This is a genomic window from Streptomyces sp. NPDC050504 (assembly GCF_044458065.1).
Classification (GTDB): Bacteria; Actinomycetota; Actinomycetes; order Streptomycetales; family Streptomycetaceae; genus Streptomyces.
The window spans coordinates 107621-132417 of record NZ_JBITHO010000002.1 but is presented as its reverse complement, the minus strand read 5'-3'; the positions used below and the strand labels follow the sequence as shown (position 1 = coordinate 132417).

General features: G+C 70.9%; 18 protein-coding genes and 1 riboswitch. Of the genes, 15 read left to right on the top strand and 3 right to left on the bottom strand.

Annotation, left to right across the window (positions count from 1 at the left end):
- The first annotated feature begins 29 nt into the window (after positions 1–29).
- A complete protein-coding gene (locus ACIBNE_RS06515; protein ID WP_399271245.1) occupies positions 30–617 on the top strand; it encodes a Uma2 family endonuclease in 588 nt (195 codons plus the stop codon).
- A gap of 61 nt (positions 618–678) precedes the next feature.
- Here the strand turns inward: ACIBNE_RS06515 and ACIBNE_RS06510 are convergent, their stop codons facing one another.
- On the bottom strand, positions 679–3726 hold the full coding sequence (locus tag ACIBNE_RS06510) for a VCBS repeat-containing protein (RefSeq protein ID WP_399270318.1): 3048 nt from the start codon (positions 3724–3726) through the stop codon (positions 679–681).
- A 395-nt stretch (positions 3727–4121) separates the two neighbouring features.
- Here ACIBNE_RS06510 and ACIBNE_RS06505 point away from each other — a divergent pair, with 395 nt between their 5' ends.
- The 4 genes from ACIBNE_RS06505 (at position 4122) to ACIBNE_RS06490 (ending at position 11497) form a co-directional block, all read left to right on the top strand.
- Entirely contained in the window at positions 4122–10505 is a 6384-nt protein-coding gene (locus ACIBNE_RS06505) for an RHS repeat domain-containing protein (protein WP_399270316.1), read from the top strand.
- Between the two features lie 87 nt (positions 10506–10592).
- The gene (locus tag ACIBNE_RS06500) at positions 10593–11069 is read left to right on the top strand and encodes a hypothetical protein (protein ID WP_399270314.1); all 477 of its coding nucleotides are present in this window, start codon (positions 10593–10595) and stop codon (positions 11067–11069) included.
- Complete coding sequence (locus ACIBNE_RS06495; protein ID WP_399270312.1) at positions 11066–11242, top strand: hypothetical protein; 177 nt, start codon at positions 11066–11068, stop codon at positions 11240–11242. The genes ACIBNE_RS06500 and ACIBNE_RS06495 overlap by 4 nt, the downstream gene beginning before the upstream one ends.
- Before the next feature lie 99 nt (positions 11243–11341).
- Entirely contained in the window at positions 11342–11497 is a 156-nt protein-coding gene (locus ACIBNE_RS06490) for a hypothetical protein (RefSeq protein WP_399270310.1), read from the top strand.
- A gap of 49 nt (positions 11498–11546) precedes the next feature.
- On the opposite strand, the gene ACIBNE_RS06485 is transcribed toward ACIBNE_RS06490, so the two are convergent.
- Positions 11547–12275: a class I SAM-dependent methyltransferase gene (locus ACIBNE_RS06485; RefSeq protein WP_399270308.1), complete on the bottom strand. Its 729-nt coding sequence runs from the start codon at positions 12273–12275 to the stop codon at positions 11547–11549.
- Between the two features lie 181 nt (positions 12276–12456).
- Positions 12457–13959, bottom strand: coding sequence for a D-glucuronyl C5-epimerase family protein (locus ACIBNE_RS06480; protein ID WP_399270306.1), 1503 nt, complete (start codon positions 13957–13959; stop codon positions 12457–12459).
- A 232-nt stretch (positions 13960–14191) separates the two neighbouring features.
- On the opposite strand from ACIBNE_RS06480, the gene ACIBNE_RS06475 reads away from it, so the two are divergent.
- The 10 genes from ACIBNE_RS06475 to ACIBNE_RS06430 all read left to right on the top strand — a co-directional run bounded on the left by ACIBNE_RS06475 (position 14192) and on the right by ACIBNE_RS06430 (position 24787).
- On the top strand, positions 14192–14821 hold the full coding sequence (locus ACIBNE_RS06475) for a SurA N-terminal domain-containing protein (protein WP_399270304.1): 630 nt from the start codon (positions 14192–14194) through the stop codon (positions 14819–14821).
- A 10-nt stretch (positions 14822–14831) separates the two neighbouring features.
- Positions 14832–15806, top strand: coding sequence for a nucleoside triphosphate pyrophosphohydrolase (locus ACIBNE_RS06470; RefSeq protein WP_399270302.1), 975 nt, complete (start codon positions 14832–14834; stop codon positions 15804–15806).
- A gap of 141 nt (positions 15807–15947) precedes the next feature.
- Complete coding sequence (locus tag ACIBNE_RS06465) at positions 15948–17198, top strand: cytochrome P450 (protein WP_399270300.1); 1251 nt, start codon at positions 15948–15950, stop codon at positions 17196–17198.
- Between the two features lie 114 nt (positions 17199–17312).
- Positions 17313–18293, top strand: coding sequence for a transglycosylase family protein (locus tag ACIBNE_RS06460; protein ID WP_399270298.1), 981 nt, complete (start codon positions 17313–17315; stop codon positions 18291–18293).
- Between the two features lie 254 nt (positions 18294–18547).
- Positions 18548–18715: riboswitch (cyclic di-AMP (ydaO/yuaA leader) on the top strand.
- Between the two features lie 3 nt (positions 18716–18718).
- A complete protein-coding gene (locus ACIBNE_RS06455) occupies positions 18719–19426 on the top strand; it encodes a transglycosylase family protein (protein WP_399270296.1) in 708 nt (235 codons plus the stop codon).
- Positions 19427–19673: 247 nt separating this feature from the next.
- Positions 19674–20960, top strand: coding sequence for a phosphopyruvate hydratase (gene eno / locus ACIBNE_RS06450; RefSeq protein ID WP_399270294.1), 1287 nt, complete (start codon positions 19674–19676; stop codon positions 20958–20960).
- 177 nt (positions 20961–21137) lie between these two features.
- The gene (locus tag ACIBNE_RS06445; protein ID WP_399270292.1) at positions 21138–21599 is read left to right on the top strand and encodes a septum formation initiator family protein; all 462 of its coding nucleotides are present in this window, start codon (positions 21138–21140) and stop codon (positions 21597–21599) included.
- Positions 21600–21619: 20 nt separating this feature from the next.
- Complete coding sequence (locus tag ACIBNE_RS06440) at positions 21620–22156, top strand: DUF501 domain-containing protein (RefSeq protein WP_399270290.1); 537 nt, start codon at positions 21620–21622, stop codon at positions 22154–22156.
- Positions 22153–23070, top strand: coding sequence for an exopolyphosphatase (locus tag ACIBNE_RS06435; protein ID WP_399270288.1), 918 nt, complete (start codon positions 22153–22155; stop codon positions 23068–23070). Before ACIBNE_RS06440 ends, ACIBNE_RS06435 begins: the two co-directional genes overlap by 4 nt.
- Positions 23071–23404: 334 nt before the next feature.
- The gene (locus ACIBNE_RS06430; RefSeq protein WP_399270286.1) at positions 23405–24787 is read left to right on the top strand and encodes an NAD(P)/FAD-dependent oxidoreductase; all 1383 of its coding nucleotides are present in this window, start codon (positions 23405–23407) and stop codon (positions 24785–24787) included.
- The last annotated feature ends 10 nt before the right edge of the window (positions 24788–24797 follow it).

The window sequence follows — 24797 nt, the reverse complement described above, 5'->3', positions numbered from 1 at the left end:
TTGCCCCCGGCAGACGAGGAGCGCACGCCATGACCGTCGCCCCCGACAGCGCACGACAGGACGACTTCCAGTACCGGGCGATGCGCGATGCCGTCGACCAGTTGGGGTACGGCCTCCCCGGCAAGTTCGAGATCACCAAGGAAGGGATCGTCCACGACATGATGGCTCCCGGAGGCCCTCACGAAGTGACGGTGTCGCGCATCAGCCGTCGCCTGGAGCGGGAGATGCCCGACGAGCTGCTGGCGCACACCGGGACCCCGGACGTGGAGGACGGGCCCGGGGGCATCATGCGGCACCCCGACGTGACCGTGATCGCCTGGGACGACCTGGGCGTCGAGGGCGCCGTCGACCCCCGTGCCGTCCTCGCCGCCGTCGAGGTCGTCTCCCGGTCCAACCCCGACAACGACTGGGTCGGCAAGGTGCGGGACTACCCGCTCATCGGCATCCCCGTCTACGCGGTCTTCGACCCCCGCACCGGCACCGGCGCCGTGTTCTCCGACATCCACGCCACCCCCGAAGGGCCGCGCTACGCGACCCGCAAGGACTTCGTCTACGGCGAGGACGTCACCGTCGCCGGGTGGACCGTCTCCACCGGGGGCCTGCCCCGGTACGCGTGAGGGGCGCGCCGCCCGTAGGTGGCGCGCCCCTCCGTCCGGTGTCCCGGGGGACACGGGTGCCTCAGCCCAGGTCCAGGTAGCCCTTCAGGCTCGTGCCGATTGCTGTGCCGCCACCCCTGATGCCCGGGTAGAAGTACAGCTCACCGCCCGCGCCCGTCGCCCAGACGCCCGACCTGCCGTCGCCCGTGATGTCCGGGGCGGCCGTGGCCAGCGGACGGTACGCGGGGGTCCAGCCGTTGCCGATGACCGTGTGGGCGTTGCCCAGGCCCTGGCCCTCGGGGCCCTTGCCCTCGTACAGGCGCAGCTCGCCGGTGGTCTTGGAGCGGGCCAGCATGTCCACGCGGCCGTTCCCGGTGTGGTCGCCCGGAGCCATCAGGTCGTAGTTCGACCAGCCGCCCTGACCCAGCAGGACCGGCGGCTGGTCCAAGTGCTCGTCCAGGTGGTTGGAGGACGAGCCGAAGTACAGCCAGAGGTGGTCGCCCTTCTTGACGATCAGGTCCGGGTGCGCCGGGCGGTCGTCGGAGCCGATGACCCCGTCGCCGTCCAGGTCGAGCGGACCGTCCACATCGCCGATCGCGAGGATCTGGTCGGCCTCCCGGAAGTGGGCGTTCTCCTCCTCGTGGACCTTCAGCTCACGCTCCACGACCTTCGGCTCGTCCGTCGGTTTCTGCTTCTCCGCGGTCTCGATGGCACCCTTCCCGTCGTTGGGATGGACCCACAGGCGGTTGTAATTCTCGACGGGGTCGGGGATCAGCGCGACGAGGTCTTCGAACTGGTTGCTGGTCCAGTCTCCGCGCGTGGTGATCTTCGCGTTCTTGTACGCGCCCTTCTCGGACGCCGCCTCGGCGGCCTTCGTCACCTTGCCCGTGCCGTCGCCGAAGTACCGCTGGAGGGTGCCCTCGCCGTCGACCGCCCACAGGTCGGGGTGACCGTCGCCGTTGATGTCACCCGCCTTGTCGGCGGTCTTCAGGCCGTTGGCGTAGAACAGGTAGGACTGGGGGTCCGAGCCGTTGCCCGCCCGGTCGAGGCTGCGCACGGTGAGCGTGTGCGATCCCACGGTCATCGGGGTGAGCTTGACGGTGACGTCGCCCCCCGGCTTGGCCGGCTTCAGGGTGCGCACCGTGGGGTCGACGCTTGAGGAGTACTCGTACGACTCGACGTCCTTCGCACCGCCGTTGGCGATGGTGAAGACGCCTTCCGTGCGGATGGGGGACGTGCCCGCGGGCCAGCCGTCGGCGCCGTCGGGGAACTGCGGTGAGCTGACGTCCGGCTTGTGGCTCGGCCGGTCCTTGAGGACCATGAAGGAGCAGGTCGCGCTGAAGGCGGACTTGGCCTTCCCGTCCTCCGCCCTGACCTGCCAGGTGTACGGGGTGCGGTCGGCGAAGCTCCCCTTGGAGACCGTGACCCGGGCGACCGTGCCGCTGGTGGCCGATGCGAGGGGCTCGAAGAAGGCTTCGGGCTTGCCGGTCGGCCACACCTTGAACCGGGCCTGGAGGGTGCCGCCGTCGGCGTCGGCGACCTTCGCGAACAGCTGGACGTCGGTGTTGCCGATGACCGCGACGGGGTTGGCGTTGCACTGCGTGGCGGGATTGGTGCCAAGACCGTTGGGGACGCCGGGAGTGGTGTTGTACTCGGTGGAGACGACCGCGGTCTTCGCGTCGAACTTCTTCCAGCCGAAGGTGTCCGATTCACTGGCCCGCAGGCCCAGCGTCATCGTCGTCCACTTGCCCGCCTGAGCCTTCTTGGCGTTGGCGGTGTTGTCGAACTCCAGGTTGCCCGCGGGGCAGCCGGTGCCCCAGCCCTTGGCGTCGGTCAGCGTGGCCAGCTTGTTGGACCAGGCGGGCTGCTTGTTCCACGTGGTGGCGGAGCTGATGGTGCCGGTGTCCCACAGTTCGACCGGCTTCTTGGTACAGGACCAGGAGTGGGTGTTGCTGATGCGGAACGTCGACTTGACGATGGTCTTGTTCGCGTCGTTGAGGTTGCGCGAGTCCATCGTGAAGAAGGAGCGCCAGGTGCCGCCCGTGTCGCTCTCGTAGCCGACGCGGGCGACGTTGTCGGTCTTGTTCCAGTACGACGTCGTCGGATAGCTCTTCGAGACGGCGGTCCAGTTGTTGCGGGCGCCCGAGACGTACGGGTCGATGTGGACCGGGAAGACCGTGTCGGGCGCCGAGAGCAGCTTCTGGTCCGGGATCATCTCCAGGGTGCCGGACGCCAGCTTGACCGGCATCGTCGTTTCCTTGGCGCCCACGGCGGGCGTGAAGCCGCCCGCCTCGACGGCGGGTGCGGCCTGCGGGGCGGAGAGGGCCGTGTCCACCGAGCGGGCCTTGCGGGACGTGGCCGCGGCGGGAGCGTCGGCCGGGACGCCGGAGCTGTCCCACATGCTCGGAGTAGGCGCGGTGAAGACCGTCTGGCCCGCGGGGTTGACGGCGGTGAGGTTGCCCGCCGCGTCGGCGCGGACCGCGACGCCCTCGGAGTCGAGGTCGAAGCGGAGCTTCTTCAACTCGGGCCGGGCCGCGGCCTCGCGGTTCTTGACGACCAGGAGCTGCTGGTAGCCGGTGACCGAGGCGCGCAGTTTCAGGTCGACGCCGGGCAGCACCTCGGGGTACGTGGCGGTGTCGCCGGACAGCGTCGGCTCGGGCAGCTTCCCCGCCCAGTCCATCGTCATCGAGCGGCCGTCGCGCGAGACGGTCGCCATCGGGGCGTCGCCGCCGCCGGAGAACTCCATGCCCACCGACGTCGCCTTCGGCCGCACGGTCCCGTCGGCCGCCTTCACCAGCGTCGGGTCGGCGTCCACCAGCTTGCCCGCCTGGCGGACCCGGATCGGCACGGAGTGCGTCTCGCGGGTGAACGTGCCGGACGGGTTGGCGTACGTGGTCGACCGCTCGGTGCGTTCGGCGATCACCTCGACCTGCTCGCCCGATGCGACGGCCCGCGCCGACGCGGAGGGCGCGCCCTCGCCTGTGGTGGGCCGGGGCGCGGCGTCCGGCGCGGGCGATGGCACGGCGATGGCTGCGGCGGGCGCCGCGGCCGTGAGGCCGGCGGCGACGGCCCCGGCCAACAGGGCGCGCCACGGGCGGGCTCTGCCGGGGAGCGGGGTGGAACTGGGCAAGGCTGGCCCTTTCCGACGAATATCTGAGTGGCCGTCAAATGGTGGGATGGGTTAAGAGGAAGCGGGACGCCGAAAATTCACGTCGAGTCAAGGGAAGTTAATGGATTGATTTGCGCGGAGTGCGGGTGGGGGTGCTCGATATCCGATTCGGGACCAAAGGATCGCTGGTCTTTCGTGAAATTGGGACTTTGGTCCCGATTGCTTTGGGACCTTTGGATGGCAATGTCGAAGTAAAGGTTGCGTAATGTCTCTGCGGTTCCATTTCTCAACATGGGGGCGGCGTGCGCGCTTTTGCTCAACGGACGGAACGGACGCGAGGAAATCCGAGGGGTGATGCGCGACGGAAGTTCGGCCGCCGGGCCCGGGTCACGGCGGCTTCCACGATCCTGTTCGTCATGGGCGGTTTCCTCTCCGCCGAAGGCGTGGTGGCCGTGAGCCGCCTCGCGCTCCCGGACCTGGACAAGGACAAGCCCGTCCCAGTCGCCCCCGTGAAGTCGGTCTTCGGCGAGGACCGCAGGGTGGACGAGGCGGCGCGCGACGCCAAGCGGCGCGCGTCCGAGGCCCGTTGGCCCGCGGCGGGCACGGCGGAGACCGGTGCGCTCGCGCGCACGGGCAAGGCCGTCGAGGTCGGCGGGCTGCCCGTGGAGGTGGCCGCGCCCGGCGCCGGTGCGAAGGCGCCGGGCGGCGCGCAGATCCAGGTCCTGGACCGTGCGGTGAGCGAGAAGCTGGGCGTGCCCGGCGTGCTGCTCGCGGTACGGGGCACGGACGCGGCTGCGGGCGGCGACGCGAAGTCGGGTGACGCGAAGAAGGCGGACGACCCCGAGGCGGGTGCCCCGAAGCCCGCCGAGGACAAGACCCCCACCAAGGTCAAGCTGACCCTGGACTACTCCGGCTTCGCGGACGCGTTCGGCGCCGACTGGGCCTCCCGGCTCTCCCTCGCTCAGCTTCCCGCCTGCGCCCTCCAGGACCCGGGCAAGGCGGGCTGCGGCAGCGGCACGGCCCTGAAGACGGCCAACGACACCGACGACAAGAAGCTGACGGCCGAGGTCGCGCTGCCCGCGTCCGGTGCGCAGGCCGGGAACGGTGACCCCGTCACCCGTACCAAGCGCTCCGCGTCCGGCTACGCGGCTGCCCCCGGCGTGACCCTGCTGGCCGCGAGCGCGGCCCCGCAGGGCGGCGGCGGCGACTTCAAGGCCACGCCCCTGACCCCCTCGGGCCACTGGGCCGCGGGCACCTCGTCCGGCGGCTTCAGCTGGCAGTACGAGCTCCAGACCCCGGAGGTCCCCGGCGGCCTGGAGCCCGAGCTGGCGCTCGGCTACTCCTCGCAGTCCCTGGACGGCCGCACCGCGGCCACCAACAACCAGACCAACTGGGTGGGCGACGGCTGGTCGCTGACCGAGAACTACATCGAGCGCCGCTACGCCTCCTGCAACGACGACATGAAGTCGCCGGACGGCAAGGCGGGCAACAACAAGGCCAAGAACGGCGAGCAGTGCTGGCGCAGCGACAACGCCACGATGTCGCTGAACGGCCAGTCCCACGAGCTGGTCAAGGACGACAAGTCCGGTGACTGGAAGCTCAAGGACGACGACGGCACCCGCATCGAGCGCCTGACCGACACCGCGCGCGGCAACGGCGACGCGGACGGCGAGTACTGGCGCATCACCACCACGGACGGCGTCAAGTACCACTTCGGGTACAACCGCCTCCCGGGCTGGAGCCAGGGCAGGGCCGAGACCAACTCGACCTGGACCGTGCCGGTCTACGGCAACCACGCGGGCGAGCCCGGCAACAAGGCCGCGTTCGCGGACTCCTGGCAGCAGCAGGCCTGGCGCTGGAACCTCGACTACGTCGTGGACCCCAACGCCAACGCCACCGCGTACCACTACGCGGCCGAGACCAACCGCTACGCGCGCGACTTCAACCTCACCACCGGCAAGGGCACCCCGACCGCGTACACCCGCGGCGGCCACCTGACCCGCATCGAGTACGGCCTGCGCGCCGACAACCTGTTCGGCGCGAACGCGGCGGCCGCGAAGGTGGAGTTCGAGGTGGCCGAGCGCTGCCTGCCCGACTCCGGCTTCGACTGCGCCCCGGCGAAGATGACCGAGGCCAACGCCAAGCGCTGGCCCGACGTCCCCGTCGACCAGCACTGCGCCACGGGCGACTGCAAGAAGAACATGGCGCCCACGTTCTGGACGACCAAGCGCCTCGCCAAGATCACGACGCAGGCGCTGGTCGGCTCCGGCTACCAGAACGTCGACAGCTGGGACCTGCGCCACCAGTTCCCCGACCCGGGCGACGGCTCGACCCCGGCGCTGTGGCTGGCGGGCATCACCCGCACCGGCCACACCGGCGACAAGCCCGAGAAGCTGCCCGAGATCACCTTCCAGGGCCAGCAGCTCGCCAACCGCGTCGACACCACGGGCGACGGCATCCCGCCGCTGGTGCGCTACCGCGTCTTCCGGATCGACACGGAGACCGGCGGCTCGGTCGGCGTCACCTACTCGGCGCCCGACTGCAAGCCGGGCGACCTGCCCGCCGAGGCGTCCAACGACCGGCGCTGCTACCCGGTGTACTGGATGTCCGCGGACTCGCCCGCGGCCGACTTCAAGCCGAAGAAGGACTGGTTCCACAAGTACGTGGCGACCGAGGTCCTGGAGAACGACCACGTCGGCGGGGCCCCGGCCCAGCAGACCCGGTACTCCTACCTCGGCGGCGCGGCCTGGACGAAGAGCGAGGACGAGTTCACCCAGCCCGAGTACCGCACGTACAGCGAGTTCCGCGGCTACGGCGAGGTCCGCACCCTGGTCGGCACCGGCAAGGACGGCCGCCAGCTCGACTCCCGCACCCGCTACTTCCGCGGGATCCAGGGCGCCGAGGTCGCCGACTTCGAGGGGATCAAGACCGCCGACCACCCGGCCCACGCGGGCATGGAGCGCGGTGAGGCCCTCTACAACGGCACCGAGACGGTCTCCGAGGAGTCGGCCGTGCCCTGGCGCAGCGCGCCCACCGCGACCCGGGCCCGCCCCGGCCTGCCCGCGCTGACTGCGGAGCAGACCGGCGTGCAGTCCGAGAGCGAGCGCTCCCCGGCCGCGGGCGGCACCTGGCAGCGCACGAAGACCGACCGCACGTTCGACGCGTACGGAATGGTCGCCACCGTCACCGACCACGGCGACCTCGCCAAGACCGGCGACGAGTCCTGCACCACCACCAGCTACACCCGCTCCGCCGCCAACGTCGCGGCGAACATGATCGAGCTGGAGACCGGCGAGAAGACCGTCACCGGCACCTGCGCCGCGCCCGGCACCGAGCTGATCAGCGAGACGCGCTCCACCTACGACGCCAAGGGCAACACCCTCACCGAGGAGGAGAACGACGGCAAGGGCACCGGCCTGATCACCGTCGCCCGCTCCACCTACGACGCGCACGGCCGTCCGCTGACCGTCACCGACGCGGCCGACGCCAAGATGACCACCGTCTACACCCCGGCCACCGGCGCCTCGCCGACCAAGGCGGTCGTCACCAACCCGCTGGGCCACGCGCTCACCACGGAGTACGACCCGCGCCGCGGCCACCCCACGGCCGAGATCGACGCAAACGACAAGCGCACCGACGTCGGCTACGACGGCCTGGGCCGCCTCACCGCGGTCTGGGAGCCGGGCCGGGCCAAGGCGACCTACCCGACCTCGCCCAGCGCCTCGTACGCGTACACCATCTCGCGCACCCAGGCGCCGGTCGTCAGTGAGACGACGCTCAAGAACGACGGCCGCACCGAGACCAGTTACACGATCTACGACGGGCTGCTGCGCGAGCGGCAGACCCAGGAGGCCTCGGCGTCTGGCGTGGGCCGGGTCATCGAGGAGGTCCTGTACGACTCGCGCGGTCTCGAATGGAAGGTGTTCGACGGCTACTACGCCACCGGCGGCCCCGAGGGGAAGCTGGTCGCGGGTGACGACACCAAGGCCCCGGCCGCGCTGCGCACCGTCTACGACGGCGCGGGCCGCCCGACCGACGCGATCGCCATGAAGTTCGGCGACGAGACGCGGCGCACGGTCACCCAGTACGACGGCAACCGCACCACGGTCCTGCCGCCCAAGGGCGGCACGGCCCGCACCACTGTCACCGACGCCGTCGGCCGCACGGTCGAGGTCGTCGAGTACACCAGCCAGGACCGCACCACATCGCAGTCCATCAAGTACGCCTACGACAAGCGCGGTTCGCTGGTCCAGATCACCGATCCGGCGGGCAACCAGCGCAAGTTCGGCTACGACGCGCGCGGCCGCGAGGTCCGCTCGGAGGACCCGGACCAGGGCGTCGCCACCACCACGTACGACGCGATGGACCGGCCGGTCACCACGACCGACGGCCGGGGCGTCTCGCTCACCTCGACGTACGACGTGCTGGGCCGCAAGACCGCGCTCAAGGAGGGCGCCAAGACCCTCGCCGAGTGGTCCTACGACTCGGTCGCCAAGGGCGAGATGTCCGAGGCCCGCAGGCTGATCGGCGCGAACGTCTACACCCAGAAGATCACCGGGTACACCGACGACTACCAGCCCAAGGGCATGGACGTGGTGGTCCCGGCGGCCGAGGGCGGTCTCGCCGGTACGTACAAGTGGGGCTTCGCCTACAACCAGTACACCGGGATGCTCGGCACCATCACGCAGCCCGCGATCGGTGACCTGCCCGCCGAGCGGGTCGTGACCCGCTACGACGCGCAGGACGAGGTCCAGGGCCTGACCGCCGGCGGGCGGATCCTGGTCAACTCGGCGCAGTACGACGCCTTCGGGCGCGTCATGCGCACCGAGTACAACGACAACAACACGCGTCGGCTATACCGCAGTTGGGCGTACGACGAGCACACCGGCGAGCTGCTGCGGGCCACCACGGACCGCAGCATGGCGCCGCAGCGCGTCGACGACACGCACTACAGCTACGACCTGGCGGGCAACGTCACCCGGATCACCACCGCGACGGGCCAGGACCAGCAGAAGTCCACGGACACGCAGTGCTTCACCACGGACGCGCTCCAGCGCATGACGCAGGCGTGGACGTCCAAGGACGACTGCGCGGGCGCCCCGTCCAAGGAGAAGGTCGGCGGCCCGCAGCCGTACTGGCTGTCCTACAGCTACGACGCGCTCGGCAACCGCACTCAGGAGACCCGCCACGACGTGGGCGGCGACACGGCCAAGAACACGGTCCGCACCTACGGCTACGCCAAGGAGGGCGGCCTGAAGCCGGCCGCGCTGACCTCGGTCGAGACGAAGACGGGCACGGTCGCGGGACCGAAGGACACCTTCACCTACGACGCGTCCGGCAACACCGTCACGCGCAAGGCCGAAGGCCGCGAGCAGAAGCTGAACTGGGACGCGGAGAACCAGCTGGCGTCCGTCGAGGAGGCGGGCGGCCCCACCACGTCGTACACCTACGACGCGGACGGCAACCGCCTCATCCGCAAGGACGGCCAGGGCTCCACGCTCTACCTGCCGGGCGGCAACGAGCTGACGCTCGGCACGGACGGCAAGAAGGCCGGGACCCGCTACTACGAGCTGGACGGCGACCCGGTCGCGGCCCGCACGGGCGGCGAGATCCAGTTCCTCTTCGCCGACCACCACGGCACGGCCACCGCGGCGATCGACGCCACGACCCAGGACGTCACGCACCGCGCCCTCGCCCCCTTCGGCGAGGACCGGGCGGAGGTCTCGGCGGGCGTGGCGGTCGCGGGCGGCGCGGCGGTGGCCGGGAGCGCGGCTGCCATCGCGGCGGCCGTGAAGAAGTGGCCGGGTGACCGGGGCTTCGTCAACGGCGCGAGGGACGGCACGGGCCTCACGCAACTGGGAGCGCGCGCCTACGACCCGAAGCTGGGCCGGTTCCTGAGCGTCGACCCGATGATCGACCGGGGCGAGTCGCAGCGCATGAACGCCTATGCGTATGCGAACAACAACCCGGTCACGTTCTCGGACCCCGACGGCCTCTTCTTCGGAAAGGTCAAGAACTTCGTCAAGAAGACGACGAAGAAGGTCACCAAGACCGTCAAGAAGGTCGCGAAGAAGGTGGTCAAGGCCACCAAGAAGGTCGTGGCGACGGTCAAGAAGGTCGTGAAGAAGGTCGCGGCCAAGGTCAAGAAGGTCGTCAAGAAGGTTGCGAAGGCCACCAAGAAGGTGGTCAAGCGGACGGTCAAGGCGGTCAAGAAGTATGTGAAGAAGAAGACCGCGGCCGTCACCAAGAAGGTGAAGAGCAAGGGCAATTCGCTCAAGCAGAAGATGTCCAAGGGCTGGAACAAGGTCAAGGCTGGCGGATCGAAGGCGTGGGGCGGCCTGAAGAGCGGAGTCTCCAAGGGCTGGAACGCGATCACTTCGACCAGGTCGGCGGACATCTTGGGCAAGGTGAGCACCTTCACGGGTGCGGTCGCCGGAGTCCTTGCGGTCACCGGAGCGGGCGGACCGGCGGCCGCGATATTTGGAGCGATTTCCCTGGGAACCGGCGCGGCCAGCGCGGGAATTTACGCGGGCCGTGAAGGATTCGGCAGCCAGAACTTCAAGAATGCGGCGGTAGGCGTCGGTCTTGGAGTCGTCGGTGGCGGATTCGGTAAACTCGCGGGTCGAGGCGCGGCAAACCTCGGAATACGCGGCTCTCGGTTCATCGGGGGCGGCTTGAAGGCGACGCTTCCGGTCAATAGTGCAGGAAAGCTCACCAAGACGGGCATGTACATGTCGCTCAAGTATGACGCGATGCCTACGGCGGTCGGTGCGGTAACCACCGACTGGCGGAATTGGTGACGTGGGTAACTGGTAGTTGAAAGCGGGTGGGTGTGACCGTTTGCGGTCGCACTCACCCGTTGTATTGAATTTCGGAAAGGTGATTTCATGGAACCCAAAGTGTTCCGCCCGATGGAGCTCAAGAGCTCGATGATCATGGCAGGGCTCTTCACGGTTGGTGGCATCATCGCGGCGGTGCGCCTCGTGCGGGGAGACTTCTCCAACTTCCTGGATGCCCTGGGTGTGGGCTGGCTCATCATCCTCCCGTTCATGCTGAACCTCGGGCTCGGCAAGGTCGTGGTGGATGACCGGGGCATCCTGTCTTGGCGACCGCTGTGGCGGAAGATGTATCTCTGGCAGGACATCTCGGACATCACCGTGGAGGAGAAGAGCAGCCGGAGCAATGGTGCTTTCCGGATCAGGATCTACCGCCACAACGGCAGGCCGCGCTGGCTCGCCGCGCCTTACGTGGGGCTGCGGGCTTCCGAGAAGTGGTTCGCAGAGTTCTATCGCCAGGCCGACGACATCAAAGCCCGGTGGCGCGCCGCCACCGGGACGACCGGAGAAGCGGAGACCCAGCGATGAAGGCCCGCCGTCAGCCCCTGTGGGCCGCACTCGTCATGGCCCTGTGGGGCACCGCGTTCGTGGCCCGCTGGCTGCTCGGCGACTGGCCCTGGCCGCTCGGCGCGCTCGGTGTGGCCGCGCTCGTCACGGCCCCGTTCCTGCTGCGCGCGGCGCTGCGGGGCGAGCGGCGGTGACGTGTGGGGCGCAGGCGGTCGGGGTCGCGTAACCGGCGGATCGCGGTGCCCGCCACGGGCCACGCCGTGTTCCTCGTGTGCATGGGGTGCGGCCTGGGGATGACCCTGCTGGGCGGCGGCCTCTTCCACCTCGTGACGCTCCGCCCGTCGGGGGTCGCCTTCGCGCTGGCGGGGCTGGCGATCGGGTGGCCGTCCTACCGGCTCCTCGCGCGCTGGTTCGAGAAGGTGACCGCTCCGGGGCGGCCCCGGCGGTGAGGGCCGCGGCCTTCGTCCGGCCCGCCCGGACCGTCCCGCCCGCCCCCGCTCAGTTCGCGCGGAGGAACACCGAGCCCGCCACCCGGCCCAGCACCGTGAGGCCGTGGCCCGGCAGGGGCTCCTCGCCGAGGATCACGACCGCGCCCGGCTCCAGCAGCTTCTCCAGCCACTCCAGGTCCGCCGCGCCCTCGGCCACGACCACGCCGTAGCGCCGGTCATCGGCCCCCGCCCTGCCGGTCGTCCGGTACTCCGAACTCCCGCCGCACAGCGCCAGGTTGGCCCGCAGCACCGCCGCGTCCGCGGGCGGGTCCACCAGCGTCAGCCGCGCCTCGCGGCCCGCGCGGTGCAGCATCCGCAGCAGCGCGGCGGCGAACAGCCCCTGCCGCGCCCCGGTCTCCAGCACCTCGCCGCCGGGCGGCGACAGCAGCGGGACCACCGCGAGGCGCCCGCACACGTCCGACGTCGCCTCCGCCATGAGGCCGACCCCGAGCGCCTCCAGCGCCACCACCGTGCGGTACGCGGCCGTGACGTCGCGCCGCGCGGCCTCCTCGCCGACCCCGGTCACGGCGCGGACCTCGCGCACCAGCGTGTCGAACTGGGTGGGCGTGGGCGCCCGTTCGCCGAGCAGCGGACCCAGCGCGTACTGCTGCCTGCGCAGGTCGGCGACCTGGTGGTGAAGGGCGTCCAGGTCGGCCTGGAAGGAGGCGGCGGTCCGCTCCACGCGCTGCTCCACCAGGGAGAGGGCCGGGCGGAGCACCCGCTTCAGAAGAGAGGGCATGGGAGGAACGTAGGGCTCCCGGGTGAAGAACCGGTGTCAGCGGGGCGAAGCCTGGTCGCCGGGACCGTTCACACGGAGCGTCGCGGAGCCCTCACGCCGCGTACCCCTCCCGCGTGCCCCTCACGCAGCGTGCCTCCCCCGCGTGCCCCTCACGCCGCGTACCCCTCACCCCGCGTGCCCCTCACGCCGCGTCCAGCGCCAACTGCGCGACCGGCGCCCAGAGTCCCGTACCGAGCCGCACCATCACCCGCCCGTCCACCACCGCCCGCGCGTCGAACGGCACCTTCGTGTCCCGCTCGTGGCTCACCGCCCGCTGCGTGCGCCCGTCCTCCGACCGGCACACCACGCTCACGCCCGCGGGGAACAGCGCCGTGCGCCCCTCCCGGTACCCCGACTTGCACCACGTCCCGCGCAGCCACACCCGCGGAAAGGACTCCTCGACGTACCGCCCCTTCCCGGGCCCCGAAGTCAGCAGGTAGTGGATGCCGCGCCCCTTGATCCGTGTCCGTCGCGACGCGGAGTGCTCCTCGGCCGCCGCCACCACCAGCTCCGACGCGCTCCGCACCCCGCCCTCATCGTCGAAGTCGTACGTGGCGTGGCGGCCCGGCGCGAAGACCACCCGCCCGCCCGACATGCCCAGCGACGGCGTCGGATAGTCGTCCATCAGCGCGTCCGAGAGCCGCGCGAAGCCCGCCCCGCCGCCCAGGTGCCCGAGCTGCGAGAGCAGGGTGACGTGGACCTGGTGGTACGAAGCCGTGGGCACCAGGTGCGTACGGCAGTAGTGCGACAGCCACTCCTTGCCGCGGAGCGTCTCGAACTCCGCCGAGAGCGTGCTGAGCGCCCCGTCGAACAGCCGCTCGGCCAGCGGGTCGCCGGTCAGGTGGTGGTGGTCCCACAATCCCAGCGCGGCGAACATGTGCCCGTTGTAGGTGCAGTCGGACGTGCCCGGCGCGTCGATCGGGTACTCGTGCAGCCACAGCAGCCCCTTCTCGTCCCGCGCGACCACCCACGGCTTCGCGTCGTTCCCGCGCAGCAGCGAGGTGAACGCGGCGCGCGCCGCCGCCCCGTACCGTGCGCGCTGCCTGCCCGGCAGCGCGTCGATCTTGGCGAGCTGTCCGAACAGGCTCAGCGACTCGCCCTGCGCCATCCCGGAGAACCAGGGCCCGCGGAACTCGATCCCGTCGTGCGCGTCGAGCCGGAAGTCGAAGGAGTACGGGAAGTACCAGGCGCCCCGCCGCTCCACGCGCCGCGCGATCAGCCGCTCCGCCTGCGCGACGCACCGGTCCAGGAAGAAGCGGTCCCCCGACGCGCGGAACGCGGCGAGGTTGTGCAGCCCGTACTGGATCTGGCCCACCGGGTGGTCGTGCAACTTCCCGTCCCGCGAGAACATCCGCACGCCCGACGCGTCGTGCGGATCGGTGTCCGCCCGCTTGGCCCGCCTGCCGCGCCACGGCTGGAGCGCGTCCGGCACGTCGGTCGAGCAGCGGTAGCCGTCGGTGCGGAAGCCGACCGGCAGCCCGGCGACGGACCGCCGGGAGGACGGCGGCACGGCGGGCTGCCCTCCTCCCGGGGACGCCGTGCCGCGCAGCGCGGCGGCACCGATCCCGGCACCGACCGCGCCCAGGGCGGCGACGGCGCCGCCCGCCCACCGGAACGCCTTCCGCCGACCTATGTTCCCGTCCATGCAGACATCCCCCCGTAAGACACCAAGCGATCAAGCACACATGTTCGCCTGCTCCTTGTTGCCCGGTGCGGGCGAGGGGGTTCACGGGGCGAGCGCGCGGATCCGGGCGGCGCGCACCCCTATTCCTTCCGAATCGTTGGTCGAATCAGTGGCCCGAGCCACTGCGACTGCCTAACATCGATCAACGCAAGGCACTTGTGCACCGAAGCACAAACCATGCCGGGAGGCCCCTTTGCACCGCCGTCGTCGCACTGCGCTCTCCGTCTCCGCCGCGCTCATCGCCGCGGCCCCCCTCCTCGCCGCCTGCGGCAACGAAGCACACCCCGGCGCGGCAGCCGTCGTCGGCGGTGACCGCATCGAGGTGTCGGCGCTCCAGTCCGAGGTGAAGGTCGTGCGCGCGGCGCAGCGCGACTCCCCGGACGCCGCGCAGCTGATCAAGGACACGGGCCGGCTCAGCCGGGCCAAACTGCACGGCATGATCTTCGACCGGATCCTGGACAGGGCGGCCGACGACGCGGGCGTCGAGGTCAGCCGCAGGGAGGTCCAGGAGGGCAGGTCCGCGCTCTCCGCCCAGTCCGGCGGCGAGGAGCAGTGGGCCGCGATGATGCTCCAGCAGCGCGGGGTCGCCCCTGGCCAGCTGAACGGCGCGGTGCGCGAGCAGGTCCAGCTGGCGAAGCTGGCGCAGGCGCTCGGCGCGGACCTCCAGACGCCGCAGGGCCAGCAGAAGGTGGGCGACGCGCTCGCCGCGGCGTCCAAGGCGCTCGACATCGACGTGAACCCCAGGTACGGCGCCTGGGACGACCAGAAGATCCAGCTGGGCGACTACCGGGCGCCGTGGATCGCGCGGTCCGGCAAGGCGTAGGTTTCGGGGCGTGAACCCCGAAACGCATCCCGCCCCCGCCGTCACCGCCGCCCGCATCGTCCTGCTCACCTCCAGCCACCGGGTCGCGCCCGGACTGCTGTCCTGGCCGGCCTGGCGGACGCTGCGCGCGGCGGACCTCGTGCTGTGCGCGGACGCGGAGCACCCGCAGCTGCCGTACCTCGTGGAGGCGGGCGTCGCGGTCGAGGTCGCGGCGCCCGGTGCGCGGGAGCTGGTGGACGCGGCGGGCGACGACCGGACCGTCGTCGTCCTCGTCGGCGGCGAGGGCGACCGGGCCCTCACGGACGGCCTGGCGCGGCTCGCGGGCTCGGGCCGCGAGCGGATGCCCGAACTGGAGCTCTTGCCCGGCTCGTACGACCTGCCGGGCGCGCGGCTGCTCGACCTCGTGGAGGTCATGGACCGCATCAGGGAGGCCTGCCCCTGGTCCTCCCAGCGCACCCACAAGGACCTCGCGAAGTACGGGATCGAGGAGGCGTACGAACTCGTCGAGGCGATCGAGGAGGGGGACCGGGAGTCGCTGCGGGAGGAGCTGGGCGACGTCCTGCTCCAGGTCGTCTTCCACGCCAGGATCGCGCAGGAGCACGCGGAGGAGCCGTTCTCCGTGGACGACGTCGCGGCGACGATCGTGGAGAAGCTGATCCACCGGCATCCGCACGTCTTCGGCGACGAGACCGCGCGGACGCCGGAGGACGTGAAGGCGCACTGGCTGCGGACGAAGGCGATCGAGAAGCAGCGGGATTCGGTGACGGACGGGGTGCCGCTGGCCCAGCCGGGGCTCGCCCTGGCCGCGAAGCTCGCGGGGCGGGCGCGGACAGCGGGCCTTGAGGTCCCGCTTCCCGAGGGCGAAGGGGTGGGGTACGCCCTGCTGCGCCTGGCGGCGGGGGCGGAGGCGGAGGGCACGGACCCGGAGGCGGCGCTGAGGGCCGCCGCGCGGGCCTACCGGGACGCGATCAGAGCGGCGGAGTAGGGGGTACGGGTCGGTTCCCGGGGGTCCCCGCGCCCCTTCAGGGGCGCGGGGAACTGCGCGAGGGTGGGGCACACGCCGCGCGTACGGGCAACGGCACCCGCAAGGGGCGGTACCCCTCCTCCGCCGGATACGGTCAAGAGCGTGTCCGAGAACCATCCGTCCCCCGCCCCGGAACTCTTCACCTGGGAGTTCGCCACCGACCCCTACCCCGCGTACGCCTGGCTCCGCCAACACTCCCCGGTGCACCGCACCACCCTCCCCAGCGGCGTCGACGCCTGGCTCGTGACCCGTTACGCGGACGCCCGCCAGGCCCTCGCGGACCAGCGGCTCTCCAAGAACCCGGCCCACCACGACGAGCCCTCGCACGCCCGGGGCAAGACGGGCATCCCGGGGGAGCGCGGCGCCGGTCTGATGACGCACCTGCTGAACATCGACCCGCCGGACCACACCCGGCTGCGCCGCCTCGTCTCGAAGGCGTTCACGCCCCGTACCGTCGCGGAATTCGAGCCCCGCGTGCAGGAGTTGGCCGACCGCCTGATCGACGCCTTCGAGGCGAAGGGCGAGGCCGACCTCATCCACGACTTCGCGTTCCCGCTCCCCATCTACGCGATCTGCGACCTGCTGGGCGTCCCGCGCGAGGACCAGGACGACTTCCGCGACTGGGCGGGCATGATGATCCGGCACGCCGGAGGCCCGCGCGGCGGCGTCGCCCGTTCCGTCAAGAAGATCCGCGCGTACCTCGCCGAACTGATCCACAAGAAGCGGGCGGCCCTCGGCGACGACCTGATCTCGGACCTCATCCGCGCGTCCGACCACGGCGAGCACCTCACCGAGAACGAGGCCGCCGCGATGGCCTTCGTGATCCTGTTCGCCGGCTTCGAGACGACCATCAACCTGATCGGCAACGGCGTCTACGCCCTGCTGCGCAACCCGGAGCAGCGCGCCCTCCTCCAGGACTCCCTCGCGCGCGGCGAGAGCGACCTGCTCGCCACCGGCGTCGAGGAACTGCTGCGCTACGACGGCCCGGTGGAGCTGGCGACCTGGCGGTTCGCCACCGAGGCGCTGACGCTCGGGGGCGCGGAGATCGCCGCGGGCGACCCCGTGCTCGTCGTGCTCGCCGCCGCCGACCGCGACCCTGAGCGCTTCCCCGACCCGGACGCGCTGGACCTCGCGCGGCGCGACAACCAGCACCTGGGGTACGGGCACGGCATCCACTACTGCCTGGGCGCCCCGCTCGCCCGCCTCGAAGGCCAGACCGCGCTCGCGACGCTCCTGGGGCGCCTTCCCGACCTGCGGCTCGCGGTGGATCCGGCCGATCTGCGGTGGCGCGGCGGCCTCATCATGCGCGGACTGCGGACGCTCCCGGTGGAGTTCACGCCGCCTCAGAAGTGACGGTCCGTCACTTCTGTGACTTTCGCGTTATCCCGGCTGCATCGACTTGTGACAGGAGTTCGAATGCCGCTACGTTCGCCGTTCGGCTCATCCGTCACGCGAAAGGCCAACCGCATGCGCTCCGGGAACGGTAAACACCGTCGCCCCCGACAAGCCCCCGCCATAGTCGTCGCGGCCGGGGTCACGGGCTCAGCCATCGCCATTCCGCTGCTCGGCGCGTCCGGCGCGAACGCGGCGGACGCCGACACCTGGAACAGGGTCGCCGAGTGCGAGAGCGGAGGCGCCTGGAGCGCCGACTTCGGCAACGGCCTCTACGGAGGGCTCCAGTTCTCCCAGGCGACCTGGGCGAAGTACGGCGGCACGGCGTACGCCGAGCGCCCCGACCTCGCCAGCCGCTCGCAGCAGATCGCGGTCGCCGAGAAGGTGGTGGCCGCCGAGGGCCCGATGGCGTGGCCCGGCTGCGCGGTCATCTCGGGGCTGAAGAAGGGCGACCGCACGGACCCCGGGGTGGACCCCGGCGCGACCCCGGCCCCGACGACGCCCGCCAAGCCCGCCGAGCGGTCCGAGGAGGCACCGGCGAAGCCGGGCGAGGCGCCGAAGCCGACCGGCTCGAAGGCCGCCGAGCCGCCCGCGGCCCCCGCCGACGAACCGGCCGCTGGCAAGCACCGGGGCAGTCCGAGCCCGGAGGAGCCGCCCGCGGCGCCCGACGCGGCGCAGGACGGGCGCTCCACGGACCCCAAGGCCTCCCGGGGCTCGTCGGGCCGTCACGCGGCGCCCACGACGCCCGCAGCCCCGAAGGACTCGGCCGCGCCGACCAATCCGGATGCGACGGACATTCCGCCCGTAACGTCCGTGCCGGGCGAGGGTGACGGCTCGGCACCTGACGCGGGGTCGGGCGGGGAGGCCCCGGCGCCCGCCGACGGCGAGTACACCGTGCGCCCCGGCGACAACCTCTGGAGCATCGCGGACGAGCACCGGGTGCCCGGCGGCTGGCCCGCGCTGTACGAGGCGAACCGCGCCGAGCTCGGAACCGATCCGGACCTCATCCTCCCTGGCCAGAACCTGGAATTGGGCAAGGAAGCCGCCAAGAAATAACCGGGAATGTCCCAGTTCGCGCAAGTGAGACATGAGTCTCTCCGCCCCAACTGGCGCGTCCCGCCCGGCGGCTCCGTCCGCATCGCCCCTCACCTGCGGAAACGGGAGTTCCCCGAGGGCAAGTAGGGGTGTTAAGTCCCCGATGTTCCTCTTTGAACATCGGGGACTCATGTGATTACGGTCTTAACCGCTCGCCACTGCGGGCCCCGTCGACCGGTACGCCAAATCCTGCCGCCGGTCGGAGGGAACAGTCGACGCGTCATGCGCCGTAGGCAGGAGCGGGGGACCCAAGGTAAGCGCCGGCCCCGCCCGTTGAGGGTGGACCGGCTTGGGGTGAAGCCGCGCGCTAGGTCGCGCGGCCGGGCAATTCTTCATCGGCCCGAACCCGACAGCTCACCTCGTCGGCGTCGGTGAGGAGCACTCTCATGCTGCGTAAGTCCAAGGGCAAGCACCGTCGTCCCTCCAAGGCCGTCCGCGTCGCCACGCTGGCCGGCGTCACCGGTGCCGCCGTCGCCGCCCCGCTGATGGCCGCGGGCTCGGCGTCGGCCGCCACCTCCGCCGAGTGGGACCGCGTCGCACAGTGCGAGTCCGGCGGCAACTGGTCGATCAACACCGGCAACGGCTACTACGGCGGCCTGCAGTTCTCGCCGTCCACCTGGGCCGCGTACGGCGGCACGGCGTACGCGCCCAACGCCCACCAGGCGTCGAAGTCCCAGCAGATCCGCATCGCCGAGAAGGTCCTCGCGGGCCAGGGCAAGGGTGCGTGGCCGAGCTGCGGCGTCGGCCTGTCGCGCGCCTCGTACGACGGCGGCGGCTCCTCCGAGCAGCGCCAGCAGCCGCAGAAGCAGCAGCGCCAGCAGTCCACCCAGCAGAAGTCGCAGCCGCAGAAGCAGCAGACGCAGCAGCGCTCCCAGAAGTCCGAGCAGCGCTCGGACCGCTCGGTGCGCCCGTCCGCGCCGACGAAGGTGCTCAAGGGCGACGGCGAGTACAAGGTGAAGCCGGGCGACACGCTCAGCAAGATCGCCAAGGCGCACGGGGTGAAGGGCGGCTGGAAGGCCCTCTTCGACCTGAACAAGGACGTCGTCCGCGACGCGGACGTCATCTACGTGGGTCAGCAGCTCCACCTCCGCTGACCCCTCCGGAGCGACCCCGGCCCCGGCGCGCCTTCCCCCGAGCGCGCCGGGCCGGGGTCTTCCGCTGCCCGGGGCGTCCTCGGTTACCCATCGGTACAAGGTGTGACGTTTGTCCCGGGACAGGCCCATTCGGCACCGTTTTCATCCCAGGACCCGGGCACCGGCTGGCCGATGCCCCGGAGCCGGTTAGGCTCTTGTCGCAAGGCCAAAGAGACCCTGCACTTCAAGCGTCACATCCCAGAAGGAGATGCTCGTGCCGTCCATCGACGTCGTCGTAGCCCGGGAAATCCTGGACTCCCGAGGCAACCCCACGGTCGAGGTCGAGGTCGGCCTCGACGACGGCAGCACCGGTCGTGCCGCCGTCCCGTCCGGCGCCTCCACGGGCGCCTTCGAGGCCATCGAGCTTCGTGACGGCGACCCCAACCGCTACCAGGGCAAGGGTGTCGAGAAGGCCGTCCTCGCCGTCATCGAGCAGATCGGCCCGGAGCTCGTCGGCTACGACGCCACCGAGCAGCGCCTGATCGACCAGGCCATGTTCGACCTGGACGCCACCGACAACAAGGGCTCGCTGGGCGCCAACGCCATCCTCGGCGTCTCCCTCGCCGTGGCGCACGCCGCCTCCGAGGCCAGCGACCTCCCGCTGTTCCGCTACCTGGGCGGCCCGAACGCGCACCTGCTGCCCGTCCCGATGATGAACATCCTGAACGGCGGGTCCCACGCGGACTCCAACGTCGACATCCAGGAGTTCATGATCGCCCCGATCGGCGCGGAGTCCTTCTCCGAGGCGCTGCGCTGGGGCACCGAGGTCTACCACACCCTCAAGAAGGTACTGAAGGGCAAGGGCCTGTCCACCGGCCTCGGCGACGAGGGCGGCTTCGCCCCGAACCTGGACTCCAACCGCGCCGCGCTCGACCTCATCCTGGAGGCCATCAAGCAGGCCGGTTACGTCCCCGGCGAGCAGATCGCGCTCGCGCTCGACGTCGCCGCGTCCGAGTTCTACAAGGACGGCAAGTACGAGTTCGAGGGCAAGTCCCGCTCGGCCGCCGAGATGACCGAGTACTACGAGGAGCTCGTCGCGGCGTACCCGCTCGTCTCCATCGAGGACCCGCTCTTCGAGGACGACTGGGCCGGCTGGAACGTCATCACCGAGAAGCTGGGCGACAAGGTCCAGCTCGTCGGCGACGACCTCTTCGTCACCAACCCGGAGCGCCTGGCCCGCGGCATCGAGGAGAAGTCGGCCAACGCCCTCCTCGTCAAGGTCAACCAGATCGGTTCGCTGACCGAGACCCTGGACGCCGTCGAGCTGGCCCAGCGCAACGGCTTCAAGTGCATGATGTCGCACCGCTCCGGCGAGACCGAGGACGTCACCATCGCCGACCTGGCCGTCGCCACCAACTGCGGCCAGATCAAGACCGGCGCCCCGGCCCGCTCCGAGCGCGTCGCCAAGTACAACCAGCTGCTGCGCATCGAGGAGATCCTCGACGACGCCGCGGTCTACGCGGGCCGCTCGGCGTTCCCGCGCTTCAAGGGCTGACACCCCTAGTTACACACGTCCCCGCACCCGGTCCCGTACCGTGTGCGGGGACGTTCGTACGTGAAGAGCCTGTGTCTGAACCCGGGCCGGGCGCGCGCCGCCTGGCACGCACGCTCCAGACGACGCACGCTGATCCGACCCGGGTTCAGACACAGGCTCTAAGGGAAGGCGGCACACATGGCCCGGGATCGGTTCTCCACCGCGACCAGGCTGAAGGCCCTGGGCTCGCAGACCGCCGCCCGCGTCTACCGCTCCCAGAGCCGCCGCCAGGCCCGCCGCTCGCGCCTCACCGGCCGCGCCGCCTTCCTCGCGCTGGTCGTCTGCTCGCTGATCGTCGCGCTCGCGTACCCCATGCGGCAGTACGTGTCCCAGCGCGGCGAGATCGCCGAGCAGGAGGACCGGGTCGCCGAGGCCGAGCGGCGCACCGAGGAGCTGCGCGACGAGAAGGCGCGGCTCCAGGACGACGCGTACGTCCGCCGCCTGGCGCGCCGGCACCTCCACTACGTGCTCCCCGGCGAGACCGGCTTCACCATGTACGACCCCGAGGCCCAGGAGGAGCGCCGCAGCGACGACGCGACGGCCGACCGCCCCTGGTACTCCAACGTCTTCGACGGCATCGACACCGCAGACCGCAAGTAGGAACAGCAGAGCTAGGACACATGCAGACGCCTCCGCCCTCCACCGAGTCCGCCCCGCCCACCGAGCGCGACATCGCCGCGTTCCAGGAGCAGCTGGGCCGCCCGCCGCGCGGCCTGCGGGCCATCGCGCACCGCTGCCCCTGCGGGAACCCCGACGTGGTCGAGACCGCGCCGCGCCTCCCCGACGGCACGCCCTTCCCGACGACGTACTACCTGACCTGCCCGCGCGCCGCCTCCGCGATCGGCACGCTGGAGGCCAACGGCGTCATGAAGGAGATGAGCGAGCGCCTCCAGAGCGACCCCGAGCTGGCCGCCGCCTACCGCAAGGCGCACGAGGACTACATCGCGCGCCGCGACGCCATCGAGGTCCTGGAGGGCTTCCCGAGCGCGGGCGGCATGCCGGACCGGGTGAAGTGCCTGCACGTCCTGGTCGGCCACTCGCTGGCCGCCGGGCCCGGGGTGAACCCGCTGGGCGACGAGGCCATCGCGATGCTGCCCGAGTGGTGGGCCAAGGGCCCCTGCGTCACCCCGTGCACCGAAGGGGAGGCCGGCGAGTGACCCGCGTCGCCGCCGTCGACTGCGGCACCAACTCCATCCGGCTGCTCGTCGCGGACGCGAATCCGGAGACCGGCGAGCTGGTCGACCTGGACCGCAGGATGACCATCGTCAGGCTCGGCCAGGGCGTGGACCGCACGGGCACGCTGGCGCCCGAGGCGCTGGAGCGCACCTTCGCGGCCTGCCGCGAGTACGCCGCCGTGATCAAGGAGCACGGGGCCGAGCGGCTGCGCTTCGTCGCCACCTCGGCCTCCCGCGACGCCTCGAACAGGGACGACTTCGTCCGGGGCGTGCTGGACATCCTGGGCGTGGAGCCCGAGGTGATCAGCGGCGACCAGGAGGCGGAGTTCTCGTTCACGGGTGCGACGAAGGAGCTCGCGGGCGACGACTCGTACCTGGTAGTGGACATCGGCGGCGGGTCGACGGAGTTCGTCGTGGGCACCGACCGGGTCGAGGCGGGCAGGTCCGTGGACATCGGCTGCGTGCGCCTCACCGAGCGGCACGTCAGGCACGATCCGCCGACCGCCGACGAGGTCGCCGCGATCCGCGCGGACATCGAGGCGGCACTGGATCTCGCGGAGAGCTCGGTTCCGCTGCGGGAATCGCGTACGCTCGTCGGGCTCGCGGGCTCCGTGACCACGGTCGCCGCGATCGCACTCGGTCTCGACTCCTACGACTCGGCGCGGATCCACAACTCCCGGATCCCCTACGAGACCGTCCGGGAGATCAGCGAGACCCTGCTGGGGGCCACCCACGAGGAGCGCGCGGCCCACTCCGTCATGCACCCGGGCCGGGTGGACGTCATCGTCGCCGGAACGCTGATCCTGCGGGCCGTCATGGAGCGGACCGGGGCCCGTGAGGTCGTGGTCAGCGAGCACGACATCCTCGATGGAATCGCCTGGTCCGTCGCTGTGTGAGACGAAGTTCGTGAACTTCTTCACAAGGAAAACGGTCCTGTTGGAGGTCCCGGCGGGGCCAAAGTCCCGGCAGGCGGACCCGAGGGACCCTGGTGCCCGCATCGCGGACCGTTTCGGATGTGTGTCCCAGGGGTGAACGGGGGGAGTGGTCCATCGTTGGCCACCCCCCTGGAGCCCAGTTCAGAGGCGGTCAACAACGTTTCCGGCGGCCCCGTGGTTCCCCCGTACGGGCATGACCTCGATCACGAAGGGCGCGGAGTGTATCAGAGGGTGTCCAGAGGCTTGTGAAGGGGCTCACGAGCGACCCCTGATGCGGGGGTGGATACTCGATGACATGACCACCACGGAGCGTCCCAGGATCCTCGTAGTAGGTGGCGGGTACGTCGGTTTGTACGCTGCCCGCCGCATCCTCAAGAAGATGCGTTACGGCGAGGCGACTGTCACAGTCGTCGACCCTCGCTCGTACATGACGTATCAGCCCTTCCTTCCCGAAGCAGCCGCAGGCAGCATCTCGCCCCGGCACGTCGTCGTCCCGCTGCGACGCGTGCTGCCCAAGGCAGAGGTCCTCACCGGCCGCGTCACCACCATCGACCAGGACCGCAAGGTCGCCACGATCGCGCCGCTCGTCGGCGAGGCGTACGAGCTGCCGTTCGACTACCTGGTCGTCGCGATGGGCGCGGTCTCCCGCACCTTCCCGATCCCCGGCCTCGCCGAGCAGGGCATCGGCATGAAGGGCATCGAGGAGGCCATCGGCCTGCGCAACCACGTCCTCGAACAGCTCGACAAGGCCGACTCGACGACCGACGAGGACGTCCGCCGCAAGGCGCTCACCTTCGTCTTCGTCGGTGGCGGCTTCGCCGGCGCCGAGACGATCGGCGAGGTCGAGGACATGGCCCGCGACGCGGCCAAGGTCTACAAGAACGTGAAGCGCGAGGACATGCGCTTCATCCTGGTGGACGCCGCCGACAAGATCCTTCCCGAGGTCGGGCCCAAGCTCGGCAAGTACGGCAAGGAGCACCTCGAAGGCCGCGGCATCGAGATCTACCTCCAGACCTCGATGGACTCCTGCGTCGACGGCCACGTCGTGCTGAAGAACGGCCTTGAGGTCGACTCCAACACGATCGTCTGGACCGCGGGCGTCAAGCCCAACCCGGCCCTCCAGCGCTTCGGCATCCCGCTCGGCCCGCGCGGTCACATCGACTGCAACGAGAAGCTCCAGGTCAACGGGATGGACTACGTCTGGGCCGCGGGCGACAACGCCCAGGTCCCGGACGTGGCCGCCCGCAAGGCCGGCGTCGAGAACGCCTGGTGCCCGCCGAACGCCCAGCACGCGCTGCGCCAGGCCAAGGTCCTCGGCGACAACGTCATCTCCGGGATGCGCGGCTTCCCGCAGGGCGACTACGAGCACGCGAACAAGGGTGCGGTCGCCGGTCTCGGCCTGCACAAGGGCGTCGCGATGATCGTCTTCGGCAAGATGAAGATCAAGCTGAAGGGCCGGCTGGCCTGGTACATGCACCGTGGCTACCACGGCATGGCCATGCCGACCTTCAACCGCAAGATCCGCGTCCTCGCGGACTGGACCCTCGCGGTCTTCCTCAAGCGCGAGGTCGTCTCCCTCGGCGCGATGGAGACGCCGCGCGAGGAGTTCTACGAGGCGGCCAAGCCCGCCCCGGCGCCCGCCAAGGCGGCCGAGCCGGAGAAGGCCAAGGCTTCCTAGCCTCCGCCCT